This window comes from Streptomyces sp. G45, assembly GCF_049542095.1.
Taxonomy (GTDB): Bacteria; Actinomycetota; Actinomycetes; order Streptomycetales; family Streptomycetaceae; genus Streptomyces.
In genome coordinates, this window is sequence record NZ_JBMUZU010000001.1 from 2,359,841 (window position 1) to 2,377,328 (window position 17,488).

The 17,488-nt window shown below is 76.1% G+C and carries 12 protein-coding genes and 1 pseudogene; 8 read left to right on the top strand and 5 right to left on the bottom strand.

Annotated elements, in window-relative coordinates; translation table 11 throughout:
* Positions 1–92: 92 nt before the first annotated feature.
* Positions 93–1,025: a metal ABC transporter permease gene (locus tag ACOBQU_RS09475; protein ID WP_423625753.1), complete on the top strand. Its 933-nt coding sequence runs from the start codon at positions 93–95 to the stop codon at positions 1,023–1,025.
* Positions 965–1,786, top strand: a complete 822-nt coding sequence (locus tag ACOBQU_RS09480; RefSeq protein WP_423625755.1) for a metal ABC transporter solute-binding protein, Zn/Mn family — start codon at positions 965–967, stop codon at positions 1,784–1,786. Before ACOBQU_RS09475 ends, ACOBQU_RS09480 begins: the two co-directional genes overlap by 61 nt.
* 75 nt (positions 1,787–1,861) lie before the next feature.
* On the opposite strand, the pseudogene ACOBQU_RS09485 reads toward ACOBQU_RS09480, so the two are convergent.
* Positions 1,862–3,594: pseudogene (locus ACOBQU_RS09485) on the bottom strand (class I adenylate-forming enzyme family protein).
* Between the two features lie 303 nt (positions 3,595–3,897).
* Positions 3,898–5,736, bottom strand: a complete 1,839-nt coding sequence (locus ACOBQU_RS09490) for a CoA transferase (RefSeq protein ID WP_423625757.1) — start codon at positions 5,734–5,736, stop codon at positions 3,898–3,900.
* Between the two features lie 1,154 nt (positions 5,737–6,890).
* On the opposite strand from ACOBQU_RS09490, the gene ACOBQU_RS09495 reads away from it, so the two are divergent.
* Positions 6,891–8,045, top strand: coding sequence for an acyl-CoA dehydrogenase family protein (locus tag ACOBQU_RS09495; protein WP_423625758.1), 1,155 nt, complete (start codon positions 6,891–6,893; stop codon positions 8,043–8,045).
* A gap of 36 nt (positions 8,046–8,081) precedes the next feature.
* Here the strand turns inward: ACOBQU_RS09495 and ACOBQU_RS09500 are convergent, their stop codons facing one another.
* From ACOBQU_RS09500 to ACOBQU_RS09510, 3 genes are all read right to left on the bottom strand, one after another.
* Positions 8,082–9,140 (bottom strand): sugar ABC transporter permease, encoded by a 1,059-nt coding sequence (locus tag ACOBQU_RS09500; protein ID WP_423625760.1) that lies wholly within the window; start codon positions 9,138–9,140, stop codon positions 8,082–8,084.
* 59 nt (positions 9,141–9,199) lie between these two features.
* A complete protein-coding gene (locus ACOBQU_RS09505) occupies positions 9,200–9,343 on the bottom strand; it encodes a hypothetical protein (protein WP_423625762.1) in 144 nt (47 codons plus the stop codon).
* A 347-nt stretch (positions 9,344–9,690) separates the two neighbouring features.
* A complete protein-coding gene (locus tag ACOBQU_RS09510; protein ID WP_423634374.1) occupies positions 9,691–10,836 on the bottom strand; it encodes an MFS transporter in 1,146 nt (381 codons plus the stop codon).
* 422 nt (positions 10,837–11,258) lie between these two features.
* Between ACOBQU_RS09510 and ACOBQU_RS09515 the strand changes: the two genes are divergently transcribed.
* The 5 genes from ACOBQU_RS09515 to ACOBQU_RS09535 all read left to right on the top strand — a co-directional run bounded on the left by ACOBQU_RS09515 (position 11,259) and on the right by ACOBQU_RS09535 (position 17,409).
* Positions 11,259–12,095 carry a hypothetical protein gene (locus tag ACOBQU_RS09515; RefSeq protein WP_423625764.1) on the top strand — a complete coding sequence of 279 codons (837 nt, stop codon included), beginning with the start codon at positions 11,259–11,261 and terminating at the stop codon, positions 12,093–12,095.
* Between the two features lie 204 nt (positions 12,096–12,299).
* The gene (locus tag ACOBQU_RS09520; protein ID WP_423625765.1) at positions 12,300–13,031 is read left to right on the top strand and encodes a sigma-70 family RNA polymerase sigma factor; all 732 of its coding nucleotides are present in this window, start codon (positions 12,300–12,302) and stop codon (positions 13,029–13,031) included.
* Positions 13,032–13,260: 229 nt separating this feature from the next.
* Positions 13,261–14,559 carry a sensor histidine kinase gene (locus ACOBQU_RS09525; RefSeq protein ID WP_423625767.1) on the top strand — a complete coding sequence of 433 codons (1,299 nt, stop codon included), beginning with the start codon at positions 13,261–13,263 and terminating at the stop codon, positions 14,557–14,559.
* Positions 14,547–15,221, top strand: coding sequence for a response regulator (locus tag ACOBQU_RS09530; protein WP_423625769.1), 675 nt, complete (start codon positions 14,547–14,549; stop codon positions 15,219–15,221). The genes ACOBQU_RS09525 and ACOBQU_RS09530 overlap by 13 nt, the downstream gene beginning before the upstream one ends.
* Before the next feature lie 1,015 nt (positions 15,222–16,236).
* Complete coding sequence (locus tag ACOBQU_RS09535; protein ID WP_423625771.1) at positions 16,237–17,409, top strand: cytochrome P450; 1,173 nt, start codon at positions 16,237–16,239, stop codon at positions 17,407–17,409.
* Positions 17,410–17,488: the final 79 nt, after the last annotated feature.

Sequence of the window (17,488 nt, forward strand, 5' to 3'; positions counted from 1 at the left end):
ACACCAAGGGGCTCCGCTCCCTGGACCCCCGTTCATCGCCGCTTCGCGGCTCGTCCTCGAACGCCGGACGGGCCGTGTCCAGAGGTGGCGCCGTGAACGCGCTCGCCACGGCTGACCTCGGGGTGATGTGGGAGCTGCTGCCCGTGCGGCGGGCCGCGGCGGCGCTGGCGCTCGCGGCGGTGGGGCTGCCGGTGATCGGCGTGGTGATCGTCGGCCTCGACATCATGCCGGTGCGGTTCGCGATGATGCACGTCGCGCTGCTCGGCGTCGCCGTGGGGCTGCTCACCGGCCTCGACCCGATGCTGTGCGCGCTCGGCGCGTGCGCGCTCGCGGGCGCGGGCGTCGCCCCGCTCGCGGCGACGCCGGACGGCCTGTCCGGCGCGATGGGCCTGCTGATGAGCGTGGCCATCGCGGCCGCGCTGCTCGTCCTGTCGGTGTCCGGCGTCAACGCCTCCGGCGCGTTCGCGCTGCTGTGGGGGTCGATCCTGTCCGTGGGCGAGGCCGACCTGCTGGTCGTCGGCGCCCTCGCCGTGGTCGTGCCCGTGCTGTTCCTGTGGCGGCGGCGCGACCTGGCGCTGCTGCTGCACGACCGGGAGCTGGCCCAGTGCTCGGGCGTGCCGGTCGGCCGCCTCACCCTGGTGCTCCTGGTCCTGGTGGCCGTCGCGGTGGCCGGTGCCATCAAGCTCACCGGCGCGCTGCTCGTCGACGCGCTCACGCTGCTGCCCGCCCTCGCCGCGCGCCGCCTCGGCAACCGGCTCACCACCATCGCGCTGTGGGCCGTCGCCATCGGCGTCACCGTGAACACCTCCGGGTTCCTGCTGGCCCTCTGGCTCGACTGGCCGCCCGGACCCGTCCTGGTCCTGCTCGCGGGGGCGGTCGTCCTCGCCGTGCACCTCGTGCCCTTCGTTTCCCGCGTTCTCCGCGGTTCCCCCAACCCTCGTACCGTCGAACGGAGCCTCACCTCATGCCGCGCACCGGCGTCCCCCTCCCCTACCGAACCGTCCGCGTCGGAGCCCTCGCCCTGAGCGCGGCCGTGCTCGCCGTCACGGCCACCGCCTGCGCCGACGAGAACCAGCCCAAGAAGACCGACGCGGGCGAGGGCGGCGGGCCCGTCGTCGTCGCCACCACCACGTGGGAGGGCGCGTTCGCCAAGGCGGCGGGCGCCAAGGACGTCACCGTCCTGGTGCCGCCGTCCACGCACCACGCGCCGGACTACGACCCCAAGCCCTCCGACCTGGCGGCCGTCGCCAAGGCCGACTTCGTGCTGTACGCGCCGTTCGAGCCGTACGCCGACAAGATCAAGGAGGCGGCGGGCTCCGACGCCGAGCTGGTCCAGGTGAACCTGGACAACGACGCGCCCAAGGCCGTGCGCGAAGTGACGCGGCTCGGCGGGCTGTTCGGCACCGAGGTCGCCGCCGAGAAGTGGACGAAGACCTTCGAGCGGGAGTACGCGAAGCTGTCCAAGGACCTCAAGTCCGCCTGGCCGGACGGCAGGAGCCCGGCGGTGGTCAGCCAGGTGTTCACCACGTGGTCCGCGCGCATGGCGGGCGCCCGCACCGTCGGCACCTACGGGCCGGAGCCGGTGAAGGCCTCCCAGGTCGCCGAACTCGCCCGCAAGAAGCCCGCGTTCGTCCTCGACAACGCCCACATGTCGACGGGGACGGTCCTGCCGGGAACCGGCGCCGAGCAGCTGCGGATCGTCAACTACCCGAAGGACGACCTGGAGTTGCTGCCGGTGTACCGGGACGCGGCGGCGCAGTTGAAGAAGGCGATGAAGGCCGAGTAGTCGGCCGCGCCACGCGCGAGGGGCGCCCCCGGGCCTGGTCCGGGAGCGCCCCTCCGTGCTTGCGCGCCGCGCGCGTCACGCCCCGGCGGGTACGGCCGCCGCGGCCCGCTCCCGCAGCGCCGACCGGTCCGGCTTGCCCGCCGGGGTCAGCGGCAACTCGTCGACCAGGAGCAGGCGTTCGGGGTGCTTGGCGCGGTCGAGGCCGCGCCGGGCGAGGTGGGCGCCCAGGGACTCCAGGGTCAGCGGGCCGCCGTCGGCGGCGCCGGGGCCCGGCACCACGCACGCCGCGAGCCGCTCCCCCATCACCGGGTCCGGTACGCCGACGCACACCACGTCCCGCACCAGCGGATGCGCCGTCAGCTCCCGCTCCACCTCCGCCGGGCTGATGTTGGCGCCGCCGCGGATCACCACGTCCTTGAGGCGGCCCACGACGTGCAGCACGCCGTCCGGGTCGATCAGGCCCAGGTCACCGGTGCGGACCCAGCCGTCGGGAGTGCGGTAGCGGGCGTCCAGCTCCGGGGCGCCGACATAGCACAGCGGGGTCATCGGGCCGCGGGCGACGATCTCGCCGACGGAGCCGTCCGGCAGCGGCTCGTGGGTGGCCGGGTCGGCGACGCGGATGTCGGCGACACGCGGGTCAGGGCGGCCCGCGACGACTCCGTACGCCGTGTCGTGCTCCGGGTGGCCGTCAAGACCCGTGTGGCAGTTGACGCCGTCGGCGGAGCCGTACAGGTTCACCACCGGGCAGCCGAGGGCGCGGCGGGCGCGGGCGGCCGTGGTGGCGTCCAGGGGGAGCCGCCGAGGACCAGGGCCGTGGGGGCGGGCAGGGGCCCGCCGTCGCGCTCCCGCCCCGGCGCCGCCTCCGCCCCATCCTCCGCCTCTGCCCCATCCTCTGCCTCTGCCTCTGCCTCCAGGTGGTCCAGGATCATGCGGGCCATCGTCGGTACGCCGAGGACGTGCGTGGGCGCGTGCGCGCGGATCGCGGCGATCGCCGCGCCCGGGGTGAAGTGGTCGAGCAGGACGAGGGTGCCGCCGTGCCGGGCGAGCGCGACGGCGGTGCCGTTGGAGCCGAACGCCGAGGCCAGCGGCACGAGGAAGAGGCAGCGCGGCGGGGTGTCCTTGTCGGGCATCAGCGAGGCGAAGAAGTTGCCGCGGCCCCCGGCGAGCGCGTTGTGGGAGTACGCGACCATCTTCGGCTCCGCCTCGGAGCCCGAAGACACCAGGATCCGCGCGGGCCCGTCCGGGTCCGGCCGCTCGGCGGTGAACGCGGCCGGGTCGTGGCGCAGCAACTCCGCGTACGCGGTGGCCCGTTCGGGCACCGGGCCCGGACCCACGGCGATCACGTGCCGCAAGGCGGGCGGCGCGGCGGGCCCTCGCAGGGCCTCTGCCAGGGACTCGGCGGGGCGGGCGCCGCGGTGTTCGGCCGCCGCGATGACGGCTGTCGCCTCGGCTCGGCGCAGCAGGCTCAGGGCCTCGGGGGTGCCGCGGCCCACCGGGTACGGCAGCGCGATGGCGCCCAGGGCCGCCAAGGCCAGGTCGGCTATCACCGCGTTGCGGCCGTTGGGCAGCTGCACGCCGACCACGTCGCCCGGGCCTATGCCCAGCCCTCTGAGGCCGACGGCCAGACATCGGACCTTGCGGTCCAGGGCCGTGTAGCAGAGCGGGCCCTTGGTGTCGATGACGGCGGTGCGGTGGGGGTCGGCGATCTGGCGTGACCGGAAGAGGCTGTAGAGGTCCAGGTCGGGGCAGGTGCCGGTGGCTGCCCAGGTGCGGCGCAGGGGGGTGGGGAGCAGGTCGGGGAGGCGCATGAGGGGTCCTTGGGGTGGGTGGAGGGTTGGTGGGTGTGTGCGGGTGGTGGTCCCTCGCGGGTGCGCCCCAGACCCGCCCCTTCTCCGAAACCAGGGGCCAGCCCCTGGCACCCCGCTTCATTGCCGCTTCACGGCTCGTCCGCAAACGCCGGACGGGCTGGAACTCTGCCGCGACCGGCACGTTTTGGCCCGTCCGGCGTTTGAGGACGAGGCCGAAGGCCGACTTACGGGGGTGCCAGGGGCAAAGCCCCTTGGTTTCGGGAAGGGGCGGGGTCGGGGAGCCCCCGGCAGGGCGCTGTACGGTCAGGCGAAGGTCCAGGGGTCCGGGACCGTGGGGGCACCGAAGGCGTCGGGGGCGATCGCGCCCGCGAAGCGGGCATCGGCGCCCAGTGCCGCCAGGTCGGCGACGACCGCGGTGGCCACCAGCCCGTGCCCCCGCAGCAACTCCACCGCCTCCCCCGCCCCCAGCCCTCGTACGTCGTACGCGGCGGCGGCCCGCGCGCAGGAGTCGCCCGCCACCACCCACCCGTCCGCGGCCCGCAGCGGCCGCCGGAACCCGGCGGGAGCCCGCTCCGCACGGCGCAGCGCGGGCCCCGTGAGCACGTCCGCGGCGCCCAGCAGCGAGGAGTCGACCCGCACCCCGCGCCCGCCCGCGCGCTCCCGCAGGAGCAGGCCCGCGAGGACGGCCTCCGCGCCGAGCAGCCCGCCGAGCACGTCGAGCAGGGTCATCAGGGAGGGCGCGGGCGGCTCGTCGGCGGGCCGCACCGCCGCGCCGACCCCGGTGCGGGCCTGCACCATGAAGTCGGTGCCCATGGGGGCGTCGTCGACGCGGTCGGCCCAGCCGCTGGTGTACGCGTACACCAGGCCGGGGCTCACGCGCCCCAGGTCGGCGGCGTCGAGGCCGAGCCGGGCGGCCTTGCCGGGGGCCCAGTTGTGCAGGAACACGTCGGCTCCCGCGACGAGTTCGCGCAGGCGGCGGCGCCCGGAAGGGGCCTTGATGTCGACCTCGACGGCGGGCTTGCCGCGGTTGAGGGCGAGCCAGCGGGCGGAGGTACCGCCGCACGCGGGCGGCATGCCGCGCAGCGGGTCGCCGCCCGGGGGTTCGATCCGTACGACGTCGGCGCCGAGCAGCCGCAGCAGGTGCGCGGCGAGCGGGGCCTGGATGCGGCGGCCCGCCTCCAGGACGGTGAGCCCCGCCAACGGCCGCCCGGGCTGAGCGGGTTGGCGGGCCGGGGTGGCGGCGACCGGGCCGTGCGGGGTGAACGTCCACGGCGGCGCCCCGTCGTGCTCGGCGGCGCGCTCGGCGAGCGTCCGCAGCGCGCACACCTCGGCGCCGGACGCGGCCGCCGCCTGCCGGATCCGACTCCAGGCGGCCGTACGGGTGGTGGCGTGCAGGGCGTCGGGGAAGGGCGCGCAGGCGGTGGCGTAGCGGAACTGGAAGGGCCGCCAGCCCGCGCGGATCGCGTCGGCGGGGGCGTCCAGGGCCCGCCAGAACGCCGCCCAGGCCCCCGGGTCGAGGGTCTCCAGCTCGAAGAGGGTGCCGTCGGCGGACGTGAACGGCGGTCCGCCCGGGGCGAGTTCGGCGGCCTCGCCCTCGTCGGCGCCGGTGGCGGCGAGGTACTGGGAGACGGCGAGGAGCCCGGCGCGGGTGGCACTCGTGGTGACGGTCGGCGTTGCCGCCGTGCCGCCGCGGGCCTCGGCGAGGAGCCCCGCGAGCAGCCCCTGTACGGCGAGGACGCCCGCGGTGGTGGCGGTGTAGTCGGCGGCGAGGCCGCGCGGGGCGCCGTCGCGGCGGCCGTGCACGGCCATCACGCCGGTGGCGGCCTGGGCGGTGGCCTCGTCGTGGACGCCGTCGACCGCCGCGGGCGGCGCCCCGGCCGCCACCGCGTCGCGCGACGGCCCCAGCGCCGGGTCCGCCCACGACACGCGTGCCGTGACCGGGCCGAAGCCGCCCCCGGCGACGGTCACGCGGCCCTCCGCCTCCCCGTCCCGCCGCCCCCGCGCCTCGGTGGCCCCGAGCAGCCGCAGGTGCTCACCCACGAGCCCGGTCAGCGCGGGCGGCCCGCCGACCTCGCACCGAAGCCCCTCCAGGGGCCGCGCGACGGCCCGTACGGCAAGGGCCTGTGACGCTGTGTCCGTCATGTACGTCGCCTCTCCTCTCCCAGCGGGAACCCGGTGCCCTCGGCACCCGACCAGTTCTCCGAGAGACAGTCGGGCGCCCGGGCCGCCGGGTTCCCGGGTTCATGAAGAAGGCGGGGAAAGTGCGGAAGGCCGAGAAGAAGGTCGAGGAGAGGGTGGAGAGGGTGGAGAGGGTGGAGAGGGTGGGGAAGGGCGCGGAGACGGCGGGGTTGACGGGGTCGGCGGCGGGGGCCGGGTACTCGGCGAGGGCGGGGGCGGCCGAGGGGTCGGCCGGGGTCGCGGGGCCAGGGGGTACGGCCGTGGTGGAGCCGAAGCCTGCGGCAGGAGCAGCGGAAGCCGCGAGAGCTGCGGGGGCTGCGGGAACGGCAGGTGCGGTCGGAGCGAACAGGGCGGCATGGGCTGCGGGGCCGGGGCCGACCGGGGCGCCGTCCTGGCCAGCGGAAGGAACGGCCACGGCGGAGCCGAAGCCTGCCGCAAGGGCAGAGGAAGCTGCGGGAACGGCAGGTGCGGTCGGAGCGAACAGGACGGCACGGGCTGCGGAGCCGGGGCCCACCGGGGCGACGTCCTGGCCAGCGGAAGGAACGGCCACGGCGAAGCCGAAGCCTGCCGCAAGGGCAACGCAGCCAGCGGAAGCCGCGGGGGCAGCCGAAACAGCGACAGCAGCCAACAGGGCAACGCCGACAGCAGAGCCCGAGGCGTTCGAGAAGACGACCCGGACAGCCGAAAGAACAGCCGCGGCAGAGCCGAAGCCTGCCGCAAGAGCAGCGGAGCCAGCGGAAGCCGCAGAGGCAGCCGAAACAGCGGCAGCCACAGCCAACAGGCCAGCGCCGACAGCAGAGCCCGAGGCGTTCGAGAAGACGACCCGGACAGCCGAAAGAACAGCCGCGGCGGAGCCGAAGCCTGCCGCAAGGGCAGAGGAAGCTGCGGGAACGGCAGGTGCGGTCAGAGCGAACAGGACGGCACGGGCTGAGGGGCCGGGGCCGACCGGGGCGCCGCCGTGGCCAGCGGAAGGAACGGCCGCGGCAGAGCCGAAGCCTGCCGCAAGGGCAACGCAGCCAGCGGAGCCCGAGGCGTCCGGGGAGACGAGCCGGACAGCGGAAGGAACGGCCGCGGCGGAGACGAGGGGTGTGGTGGTGGCAACGGAAGCGGTTGGGGCAGTGGGGTCGGGGGATGGGCTTCGGGCGCGGGTCGCGGGGTTCGTACGGGAGTGGGTGTTCCCGCGTGAGAGCGTCCTCGACGCGGGCGGGGACGGCGCCGAGCGCGCGCTGCGGGAGCTTCAGGAGCGGGCGCGGGCGCAGGGCCTGTGGGCGCTGCCGCTGCCCGCCGAGCTGGGCGGGCAGGGGCTCGGCCTGGCGGCGTACGCCGCGCTCGCGGAGGCCGAGGGCGCCAGCGACCACGGGCCCGCCGCGCTCGGCTCGGCCTCGCTGCTCGACGTCCTGATGCTGTGGCGGCACGGGAGCGCGCGGGTCCGCGACGCGTACCCGGCCCGCCTCGTCGCGGGCGAGCTGCGCGCCTGCTACGCCATGACCGAGCCCGACGTCCCCGGCACCGACCCGTACCTCACCGCCACCACGGCGACGCCGCGGGCCGACGGCAGTTGGGTCGTCAGCGGGCGCAAGTGGTTCACGTCCGGTGCCGCGCGCGCCGACCTGGTGACCGTGCTCGCCCGCACCGACGGGACGGCGCCCGACCGCACCGGGCTCTCCCTGTTCGTCGTACCCACCCGGTCCCCCGGTTTCCGCGTGGTGCGCGAGCTGCCGGTGCTCGGGGCGGGCGGCCAGTGGGAGATCGCGCTGGAGGGGGTGCGCGTGCCCGGCGACCATCTGCTCGGCGAGCGCGGCGCGGGCCTCGCCGTCGCCGGTGAACGGCTCGCCGTGGGGCGGACGTTGCGCGCGCTGCGCTGGCTCGGGCAGGCCCAGCGGGCCTTCGACCTGCTGGCGGAGCGGGCCGTGACGCGCGGCGGTTCACGGGGTCCGCTCCGCGGCCACCAGCTCGTACAGGGTCATGTCTTCGAGTCGCTCCTGGCCCTGCGGGCGGCGCGTCCGCTGGTGCACGAGGCGGTGGCCCGGCTCGCGGCGGGCGAGGACGCGCACGTGGAGGTGGGCCTCGCCAAGGTCGCGGCGGCCCGGGCCCTGGAACGGGTCGTGGACGCCGCCGTGCAGATCCACGGCGCGGCCGGACTCGGCCCCGACACGGCGCTGCCCGCGCTGCTGCGCACGGGGCGCGCGGCGCGGATCCTGGACGGGCCGGACGAGGTGCACATCACGTCGGTGGCGCGGCGCATCCTGGACGCGTACGAGTCCCGGGGCTAGCCCTGGGGCCCGGGGGCCGCCCGCCGTGCCGGGTCCTCAGATCTCCCGGGCGTCCACCAGGCCCGTCAGCAGGGCGAGCCCCAAGGCCAGGAAGAAGTCGCCCCAGATGAGTTCGTGCCGGACGGCGGTGCCGGACGCGGCGTCGTGGCAGCCGTCCAGGAGCATTCCGGCGGGGCGGGCCGTGCCGTTCGCGGAGCCGCGGGTGAGGTGGGCCTCCACCAGTCTCCGCAGGACGGCCTCGCCGCGCCGCCGGTGGGCCGCGCCCTCCGGTCCCGGCAGGTGCCCCAGCTTGAGCAGGGCGACCGCGGTGATCGCGGCGGCGGAGGTGTCGAGGGGGCCGTCGGGGTCGGCCCGGTCGGCGGGCGGGACGAGGGCCCCGGGGGCGGCGGTGCGGCGGCGGGCCTCCTCGTGGAAGCGGTCGCTGAGGCGCGGCGGCAGGTGCAGCAGGGCGTCGGCGACGGCCAGCAGCAGCCAGGCCTCGCCCCGACTCCAGCCGGGCGGCGGGTCGGTGAGGGGGCGCCAGCCCGTCGCGGGCTCGTGGCGCCAGGCGAGGGCACCGGCGCGGCACAGGACCAGGTGGCGGCGCAGGTGCGCGGCGGCGGTCGCCGCGGGGCGCGGGCCCGCCGTGGCGAGCAGCGGCACGAGGCCCGGGGCGGCGTCGGCGCGGGCCACGTGGCGGGGGCCGCCGAAGGCCTCGCCCCAGGGGACGAGGCCCAGTTCGGGGTCGTAGGCGGCGTGGCAGGCCTCGGCGGCGCGGGCCTTCAGGGCGGTGGCGGCCGGGTCGTCGGCGGCGAGGGCGGTTCCGTACCAGAGGATCAGGCCCCTGGTCGCCGTGTCGGCGGTGGCCCACCGGGCGAGGCGCGCGGTGCAGTCCGCCGCTGCCGCACGGTCGGAGGCGGCGCGGGTGTGGCGGGCGCGGAGCCTCAGGAGGGCGGCCCAGAAGCCACCGGTCCACGACCCGTTCCGCGTCGTCGTCCACCGGCCCGTGTCCGGGGCGGCGGACAGCGGGAAGCGGGGGGTTGCTTCGGTGTGGGTGCGGGCGGCGCGGGCCAGCACGGAGGCCAGGGCGGTGTGGGCCCAGGTGGGGGTGGTCATGGGGTCCTTGGGGGCTTGGGGCGGGGTGGGGTGGTGGCGGATGACGGCGGCTACCCTGCTCAGTGGCGCGTCCACCAGGCCACGCCCGTTCCCGTTGCCGTCGTGACCAGCGTGATGAGCCATACGGGAACGCGCTGAATGGTCAAGCGGCACCCGCCGATGCGGATGTCCACCACGGGGGCGGTGCGGTGAGTCGCCACCATGTCTTGTCTCCTCTCCCCATGTGCCTCTCAGAATGTGCCTCTCGGAATGTGCCTCTCGGAGCTTCCCGGCTCGGGGACGGGGACTCCGTGCGTACGCCGTCCAGAGAGGGCCGTTGAGGTCGTCGTAGAAGAGCGCCGCACCGTGGACGGCGGACTCGTCTATGTGTCCGCTACGTGTCCGCCGCACCGAGCGGGGCCCCTGTCTGCGCTTTGGCCGACACCCGCTCACGACCCGTGAGGTCTTTGGTCTGCCTGACGAGCGGTTTCAGGGGCTCTCCCCGGTGGCAGCGCATCCGGCTCCGGTACCTGTACGCGCATCCGTGGTGCGTGCCGCGCGGCCGTTCGTGCTAGGGGGCGCAGGCTTCCCGGCGGGGGGCGCGGTGCTGGTGTGCCCAGTGGAGGCCCACCGCGCACGCCGCCGCGAACTCCGCTGCCACCAGGGCCCAGCCCGGGCCGTAGTGGCCCGCGTCGGCCAGCAGGCCGAAGAGGGGTGGGCCGACGGCGAAGCCGGTGAAGAAGCCCGCGGACACCAGCGCCGAGTCGCGGCCCGCCCGGCCGGGCGCCGCGCGGGCCAGCACCAGGACCATGGAGACCGCGTTCGCCGACACCGCGCAGCCGCCGACGGCCAGCACGGCCACCCACACCAGCGGCCGCGCCTGTTCGGCCGCCGCGAGCAGCAGCGCCGCGCCGACGGAGCCCGCCGCGAGCCACCCCGGCAGCCACTCGGCGAGCCCGGGCCGCGCCGCCCGCGACCAGGCGACGCGCCCCACGATCCCGGCCACGCCGAGCACCGCCACGAGCGCGGCCGCCGCCCCCGGGCCGAGGTCCAGACGGCGGGTTCCGTACAGCGCCACGTACGTGTTGACGGACGCGATCCCGCAGCCGAGGAGCAGGGAGAACAGCGCGAGCCCGGCGATCCCGCCCCGTGGAGGCGGCTCGACAGGGCGCGCGGGCGGCGTGGCGGCGGCGAGGGGCTTGACGGACGGCGGGGGGAGCGCTCGCAGTGACCAAGCCGCCGTCAGCGCGGCCGCGGCCGCCGCCGTCCACACCGCCCCGCGCCAGCCGAGCCAGCTGGCGAGTGCCGCGAGCGGCAGGCCCGCGGCGAACGCGCCCAGTTGCACGCCCGACTGCTTGACCCCGGTCACCGCGCCCCGCCGGGCGGGCGCCACGGTGGCGAGGATCGCCTTGTTCGTGGCCGGGTTGGCGAGCGCCTGCGGCACGCCGCCCAGGGCGACCGCCGCGAGCAGGAGACCCGGGCCCGGAGCCGTGCCGATCAGCGCCAGCGCCAGGGCGGAGAGCAGCAGCAGCGCGGCGAGCGCGCGGCGCGGCCCCACGCGGTCGACGATCCGCCCGCCCACGGGCGACAGCGCGGCGGCCGTGCCGAATCCGAGCGTGGTCGTCAGGCCGAGGGTGGTGGGTGCGACGTCGAGGTCGTCGACGAGGCGCGGGCCGAGCGCGCCAAGGAGGAAGAGCTGGAGCATCGAGAACGCCATGGCGCAGGTGAGCAACGCGGTGGGCGCACCGGCGCCCCGGCCTGCGGTGACGCCCCCACCGACCGCCCGGTCACCGGTCGTCCCGCCGCCCGCCGCCCGGTGGCCCTCGCCGGGTCCCGCGTCCCGATTCCCCACTCGGCCTCTCCCTCACCACGCGTGCGTCGGACTGTCCGTCATCGTGCGGGGCCCGCCCCGAGCCCTGGCCGGTCGACCGCCGCCCGGCACCCCTTGCGGCATGCCCGCACTCCCGGTGGACACCCCCTCGGGGCGTCTCCGGGCAGTCCGGGCGGAGCAGGAGTCGGAGGCATGTTCGGGTCAGTTCCCGGGGATTGGTGTGACGTGAGGCACAGGATGGGTGGGAGGCGGGATACTCCGGGCCCGGCCGTGGGGTGGTGCGGCGGGATGCAAAGATGAGCCCCGCCATGACTGGGGGCCGAAGCTGTCGCGCGGTACGGGCTGCGGTGTTCGCGGCCGCCTGCGTGCTGCTCGCGGCCACCGGCCACGCGCTGATGTCGGCGTCCCCCCTGCCCTGGTGGGCGCTGACCGCCGCGGGCGGCGGCACGTTCGGCGGCGCCTGGTTCCTCGCCGGGCGCGAGCGCGGCGTGTGCGCCGTGACGGCGGCCTCCGTCGTCGCCCAGGCCGCCCTGCACGCGTGGTTCTCCCTCGCGCAGGCCGCGACGCGGCCGCCCGGCAGCGGCGGTGCCTCGCTCGCCCAGCAGTGGGCGCGCCATCTGCTCTGCGGGGCGGGCGGCGACGTACCGATGTCCGAGGCGGACGCCGTGCGCGCCGTCACCGACGCGGGCCTCGGCGACCGGCTGCACGAGGCCGCCGGGCACGTCCGGCACTCCATGGGCATGCAGGAGACGGTCACTTCGGGGCCCGGCGGGCACGACATGGCCGCCATGGGCCACTCCATGCCCGGCATGCCTGATATGGACGGCATGGACGGCATGGCGGGCATGCACGGCGGGCACGACATGGGCGGCATGTCGCCGCTCGGCATGCTCGCCGCGCACCTGCTCGCCGCCCTGCTGTGCGGGCTCTGGCTCGCGTACGGCGAGCGCGCCGCGTTCCGCATCGGGCGGGCCGTCGCGGGCTGGCTCGCCGCGCCGCTGCGGCTCGCGCTGCGGCTTCCGCCGCCCCCGCACCGGCCCCGCCTGCGCCCGCGCCGCGACCACGGCGCCCGAACCGCGCGCAGGCTGCTCCTCGTCCACGCCATCACCTCACGGGGTCCGCCCCTCGGGACCGCTGTCGTCTGACAGCCCGCATCCCGGCCCGCCACGGCCACCGGCGGTACGGCGCGCGTCGCGCGCCGTACCGGTGCCTGCCGTGCGCGCACCGGGCGTCGGCCCGTGCCGCCCTCTCCGGCGGCGGGCCGTACGGCACCTCTCACCGGCCGCGCCCCGCACGGCGCGGCCGGATCCCGAACTCGGATTTCCGCAAGGACTCTGGAAGGACATCTGGTGACGGCTTCTGCTGTGGCGGTTTCTCCTGCCCTGAAGACGGCGAAAAGTGATGATTTTTCATGTGGTGAGGGCTCGACTGCCGGTGGCTCGGCCGCGGGTGGCTCGGCCGCCGGTGACTCGGCCGTCGGTGACTCGGCCGCGGGTGGCTTCTCCGCTGGTGGCGCACCGGGCACCGGGCGGCGTACCGACGCCGCCGACGAGTCCGTCACCCGGCTCGCGCTCGCGGCGCGCGACGGCGACCCGGAGGCCGTCGACCGGTTCGTCCGCGCCCTGCACCGCGACGTGCTGCGGTACGTGGCACATCTGAGCGCCGACCCGCAGGCCGCCGACGACCTCGCGCAGGACACGTTCCTGCGGGCGCTCGGCAGCCTGCACCGGTTCGAGGGGCGCTCGTCGGCGCGGACCTGGCTGCTGTCCATCGCGCGGCGCACCGTCGTGGACAGCCTGCGGCACGCCGCCGCCCGGCCGCGGCTCGCGGACCGCGACGACTGGCAGGCCGCGGCGGAGCGGGCGCAGCCGCGCGGGCTGCCCGGGTTCGACGACGGCATCGCGCTCGCCGAACTCCTCGACGCGATACCCGCCGAGCGGCGGGAGGCGTTCGTGCTCACGCAGGTCCTCCGGCAGCCGTACGCGGAGGCCGCCGCGGCCATGGGGTGTCCCGTGGGGACGGTGCGGTCCCGCGTGGCGCGGGCGCGGGCCACGTTGATGGAGGCGCTGGCCGCCGCGTGAGCCTCCGGGTGCGGTGACCCTCCGGGTGCCGTGACCCTCCGGGTGCGGGTTGTGGGGGGTTCCCGCCGCTGGCGCGGCGGGTTTCTCTCCCACCCGCCCACCCGTGACCCTTGGACCAAGGGGAACGCCCCTCGCCCAGCTCGCCCGCCGTCCGCGGCTGCGGGTGTGCGGAAGGGTCGGCTACGCTTCCCGACGGTCCATGGCAAGCGGTTTCTCGGGAGGCACGGCGATGTCCGGGGAGCCCCAAGGGGATGAGGGCGGCACCGCCGTGTGGCGGGCGATGCGCGGGCCGTGGCGGTTCCTGTGGTCGTCGTGGCCGGTGCGGTGCTGGGCGTTCCTGTTCAGCGGGTCGCTGCTCGGCTTCGGGCTGCTGGTGGCGCTGGTCGTGCTGAGCGCGGCCGGGGTGCTGCTCTCGGTCGTGGGCGTGGGGCTCGCCGTCCTGGTGGGGGTGGCCGTCAGCGGCGTACCCCTGGGACGGTTCGAGCGGCGGCGGCTGCGGCTCGTGGAGCCCGCGCCGGTCGCGGATCCGCACCCTCCGCTGACCGCGAGCGGCGTGCGGGGGTGGCTGCGGGCGCGGCTGCGGGAGCGGGCGACCTGGCGGGAGCTGGGCTACGCCTGGCTGCTCGCGGGCGTCTTCGCGGCGGCGGGGCTCGGCGTGACGCTGCTCGTGGCGCTCGCGGGGACCCTGGTGGCGACGCCCGTCCTCGTGGCGGCGCTCGCACCGGAGACCGTCATGATCATCCCGGGGCGCGCGGTGCCGAACGCGCTGGCGGGGCTGCCGTTCAGCGTGGCGGGCGTCGCGCTGCTCGCGGTGGCCGCGTACGCGGCGGGGCTGCTCACCGGCGCGCAGGTCGCCTCGGCGCGGTTCCTGCTCGGGCCGCGCGAGGAGCTGAGCCGCCGCGTCCTGGAGCTGACCCGGTCCCGGGTGCGACTCGCCGACGCCTTCGAGGCCGAGCGGCGCCGCATCGAGCGCGATCTGCACGACGGCGCCCAACAGCAGCTCGTCGCCCTGACGATGACGCTCGGCCTGGCCCGGATGGAGCTGGGCGACGCGCACCCCGCGGCAGCCGCACTCGTCGAGCGCGGCCGCGCCGAGGCCCGCCGCGCCCTGGACCAGCTGCGGGAGCTGGTGCGCGGCATCCACCCGCAGGTGCTCACCGACCACGGCCTGGCCGCCGCCGTCACGGAGGTCGCGCTGCGCCACCCGGTGCCCGTCACCGTCGACATCGACCTGCCGCGCCGCCTGCCCGACGCCGTGGAGACCACCGCGTACTTCACGGTGACCGAGGCCCTCGCCAACGCGGCCAAGCACAGCGGCGCCTCCCGCGTCACCGTCGTCGGCAGGCTGGACGGCGAGCGGCTCACGCTGGCCGTCACCGACGACGGGCGCGGCGGCGCCGACCCCGCCCGGGGCACCGGCCTGACCGGCCTCGCGGACCGGCTCGCCGTGCTGCGGGGCCGTCTGACCCTGTCCAGCCCGGACGGCGGGCCGACCGAACTGCGCGTGGAGGTGCCGTGCTCCGAGTAGTGCTCGCCGAGGACGCCGTGCTGCTGCGGGCGGGGCTCGTGGAGCTGCTGACGCGCGTCGGGCACGAGGTGGTCGCCGCCGTCGGCGACGCCGGGGCCCTCGCGCGCGCCGTCGACGACGAGCGGCCCGACGTCGTGATCACCGATGTGCGGATGCCGCCCGGCTTCCGCGACGAGGGGCTGCGCGCCGCACTCGACCTGCGCGCCCGCCACGGGCGGCTGCCGGTCCTGGTGCTCTCGCAGTACGTCGCCACGGCGTACGCCACGCAGTTGCTCGGCGGTGGCGCGGCGGGCGTCGCGGGGCTCGGGTACCTCCTGAAGGACCGGGTGGGCGAGGTCGAGGAGTTCCTGGACGCGCTGCGCCGGGTCGCCGCGGGAGAGACCGTGATCGACCCGGAGGTCGTCCGGGTGCTGCTCGCGCGGAAGGCGCAGGGCGACCCGCTGGACCGGCTGACGCCGCGCGAGCGCGAGGTACTGGCCCTCATGGCGCAGGGCCTGAACAACCAGGCGATCGCGCACCGGCTCGGCGTCACCGAGGCGTCGGCGGTCAAGCACGCCAGCAACATCTTCGCCAAGCTGGAACTCGACCCGGCCGACGGCAACCGGCGCGTCCTCGCGGTGCTGGCCCATCTGCGCGGCGCGGGCGAACCGCCGCGCGCCTGACGGGATCCGGGACAGGCCCTGATGGTATCCGGGCGGGCCCCTGACGGTACCCGGGCGCAACCCTGACAGGACCCCGGCGGAACCCCGGCGGAACGCCGCCTGCGGAACGCGCCCTTCTGGCGGCGCGGCTGACGACACATCTGACGGCACAGGAGTTCGTAGCCGTTCCGTAGCCGTTCCGTAAACGGCTCGGCGGCCATCTGGAGAACACCGCCGTACACGCGCGGCGCAATCGCCGGAACGCGCGGAACGCGGAAAGCGGGGGCCGTTATGGGAGCGTCAAGGATTTCCCGTCGACGGCGCCCACGGAATTGAGGATTCAACGAATGCCGCGGGAGTGGCGCACCCCCGACGCGTCCGCCGTGTGTCCCGTTGACAGGACAACGCCGACGGGACACTTGACGGGACGGCCCTGGCCCGGTGGCGGCCGGGATCACACCCCCAACTACCCCTGTAGTCGGCGGCTTTCGGTTCACCCTTTCCCGGCCGGAGGGTATGTTCGGGCTCACCGTCGGAGTTCGTCCGGCGCCTCCCCGAAGCCCTCTTCGTGACACAGGAGAAAAAGGGGGAGTTCGGCCCGTTCCGGTGTCTCATGGAGTGCCTCATGGAGTTGACACCCCTGTCATCGGCGGCCTTTATCTGAAGGGAAAGCAGCCAAGATCCCGGGCGGCCGGACCGGGCGCTCGCACAGGGCGTATGAGGTGAGGGTGAAGGGGGCAGCCCCCGGCGGTGCCGCGAGGCCGCGGCACGGGGTCCGAAGCGTGCCGGTCATGAGCGGCCCGACCAAGCCGGTCACGGGCGGCCCGACCAGGTCGGTCACGAGCGGCCCTGCCGGGCCGGTCGCGAACGGCCCGGCCGATCCGGCCACGAGCGGCCGTCCCGCCGCGGCGGCGACCCCGCGCGCGCCCGGGGCCCGTACGTGCGGCGCCGCACCGGGAGACCGAGGCTCCGCAGCAGGCGGAGCGCTGCATTCCGGCTGCCTGTCAGCCGACAACCACGGGGAGGAAGCACACCCATGACGCAGTGCCCGTACCACCACCTGGGCCCACTGCCGGAGTTCTTCGCGCCGGACGGCGCCGAGCCCGACGACGTACGGCGGATCGTCACGCCCACCGGCGACAAGATGTGGCTGGTGCGCGACTACGCGCTCGGCCGTCTCGTGCTCGCGGACAAGCGGTTCAGCCGCGCCGCCGCGGTCCGGCCCGACGCGCCGACGTTCAACGACGCCCAGCCCGTGCCCGAGTCGATGATGAGCATGGACGGCAAGGAGCACGCCCGGCTGCGCAAGACCGTCACGGGCCACTTCACCGCCCGCAAGATGGCCGCGATGGCCCCGGACATCGAGCGCCTGACGGACCGTTACCTGGACCGGCTCGAAGCGGCGGGCCCCGGCGCCGACCTCATGGAGGGCCTCGCCAACCCGCTGCCGCTCGACGTGCTGTGCCAGCTGCTCGGCGTGCCCCTGGAGGACAGCGCGAAGTTCCGCGACTGGGTCGAGGTGCTCTTCGACATCTCCGCCAGCTCCCCGCAGGTCAAGGGCCGCAAGCGGCTCGAACTCAGCGCGTACATGGCCGACCTGCTCGCCCGCAAGCGCGCCGCACCCCAGGACGACCTGCTCAGCTCCCTGATCCAGGCGCAGGACCGCGGCGAGCTGTCGCCGGGCGAGCTGATCACCCTCGGGCTCACCCTGCTCATGGCCGGGTACGAGACCACGGTCGGCCAGATCGCCACCTCCGCGCACGTGCTGCTCTCCCAGCCGGGCGCCTACCGCGACCTGGCCGGGCACCCCGAGCGGGTGGACGCCGCCGTCGAAGAACTGATGCGGGTCTCCCCCACCACGCCGCTGAGCTTCTCGCGCGTCGCCACCGAGCCGGTGCGGCTCGGCGGCGCCCTGGTGCAGGCCGGGGACGCCGTCATGGTCTCCCTCCTGAACGGCAACCGCGACGCCAAGGTCTACCCCGAGCCGGACCTCCTGGCCCCGGAGGGCCGGGACAGCGTCCACCTCACCTTCGGCCACGGCCTGCACCGCTGTCTGGGCGCCCCGCTGGCCCGCGTCCAGCTCCAGATCGTCTTCGCCCGCCTGGTGCGCCGCTTCCCCGGGCTGCGCCTCGCCGACGTCCCCGAGCCCGCGGTCTGGAAGGACGGCATGGGCACCCGCGGCCTGTCCCGCCTCCTCGTCGCCTGGTAGGCGCCCCGGCGCCCGCAGCGCTCCCGGCGCCCCCAGGGGCGCCCGCCGTACGCCCCTTCGTCGCCCTGCTGTGCCCCGA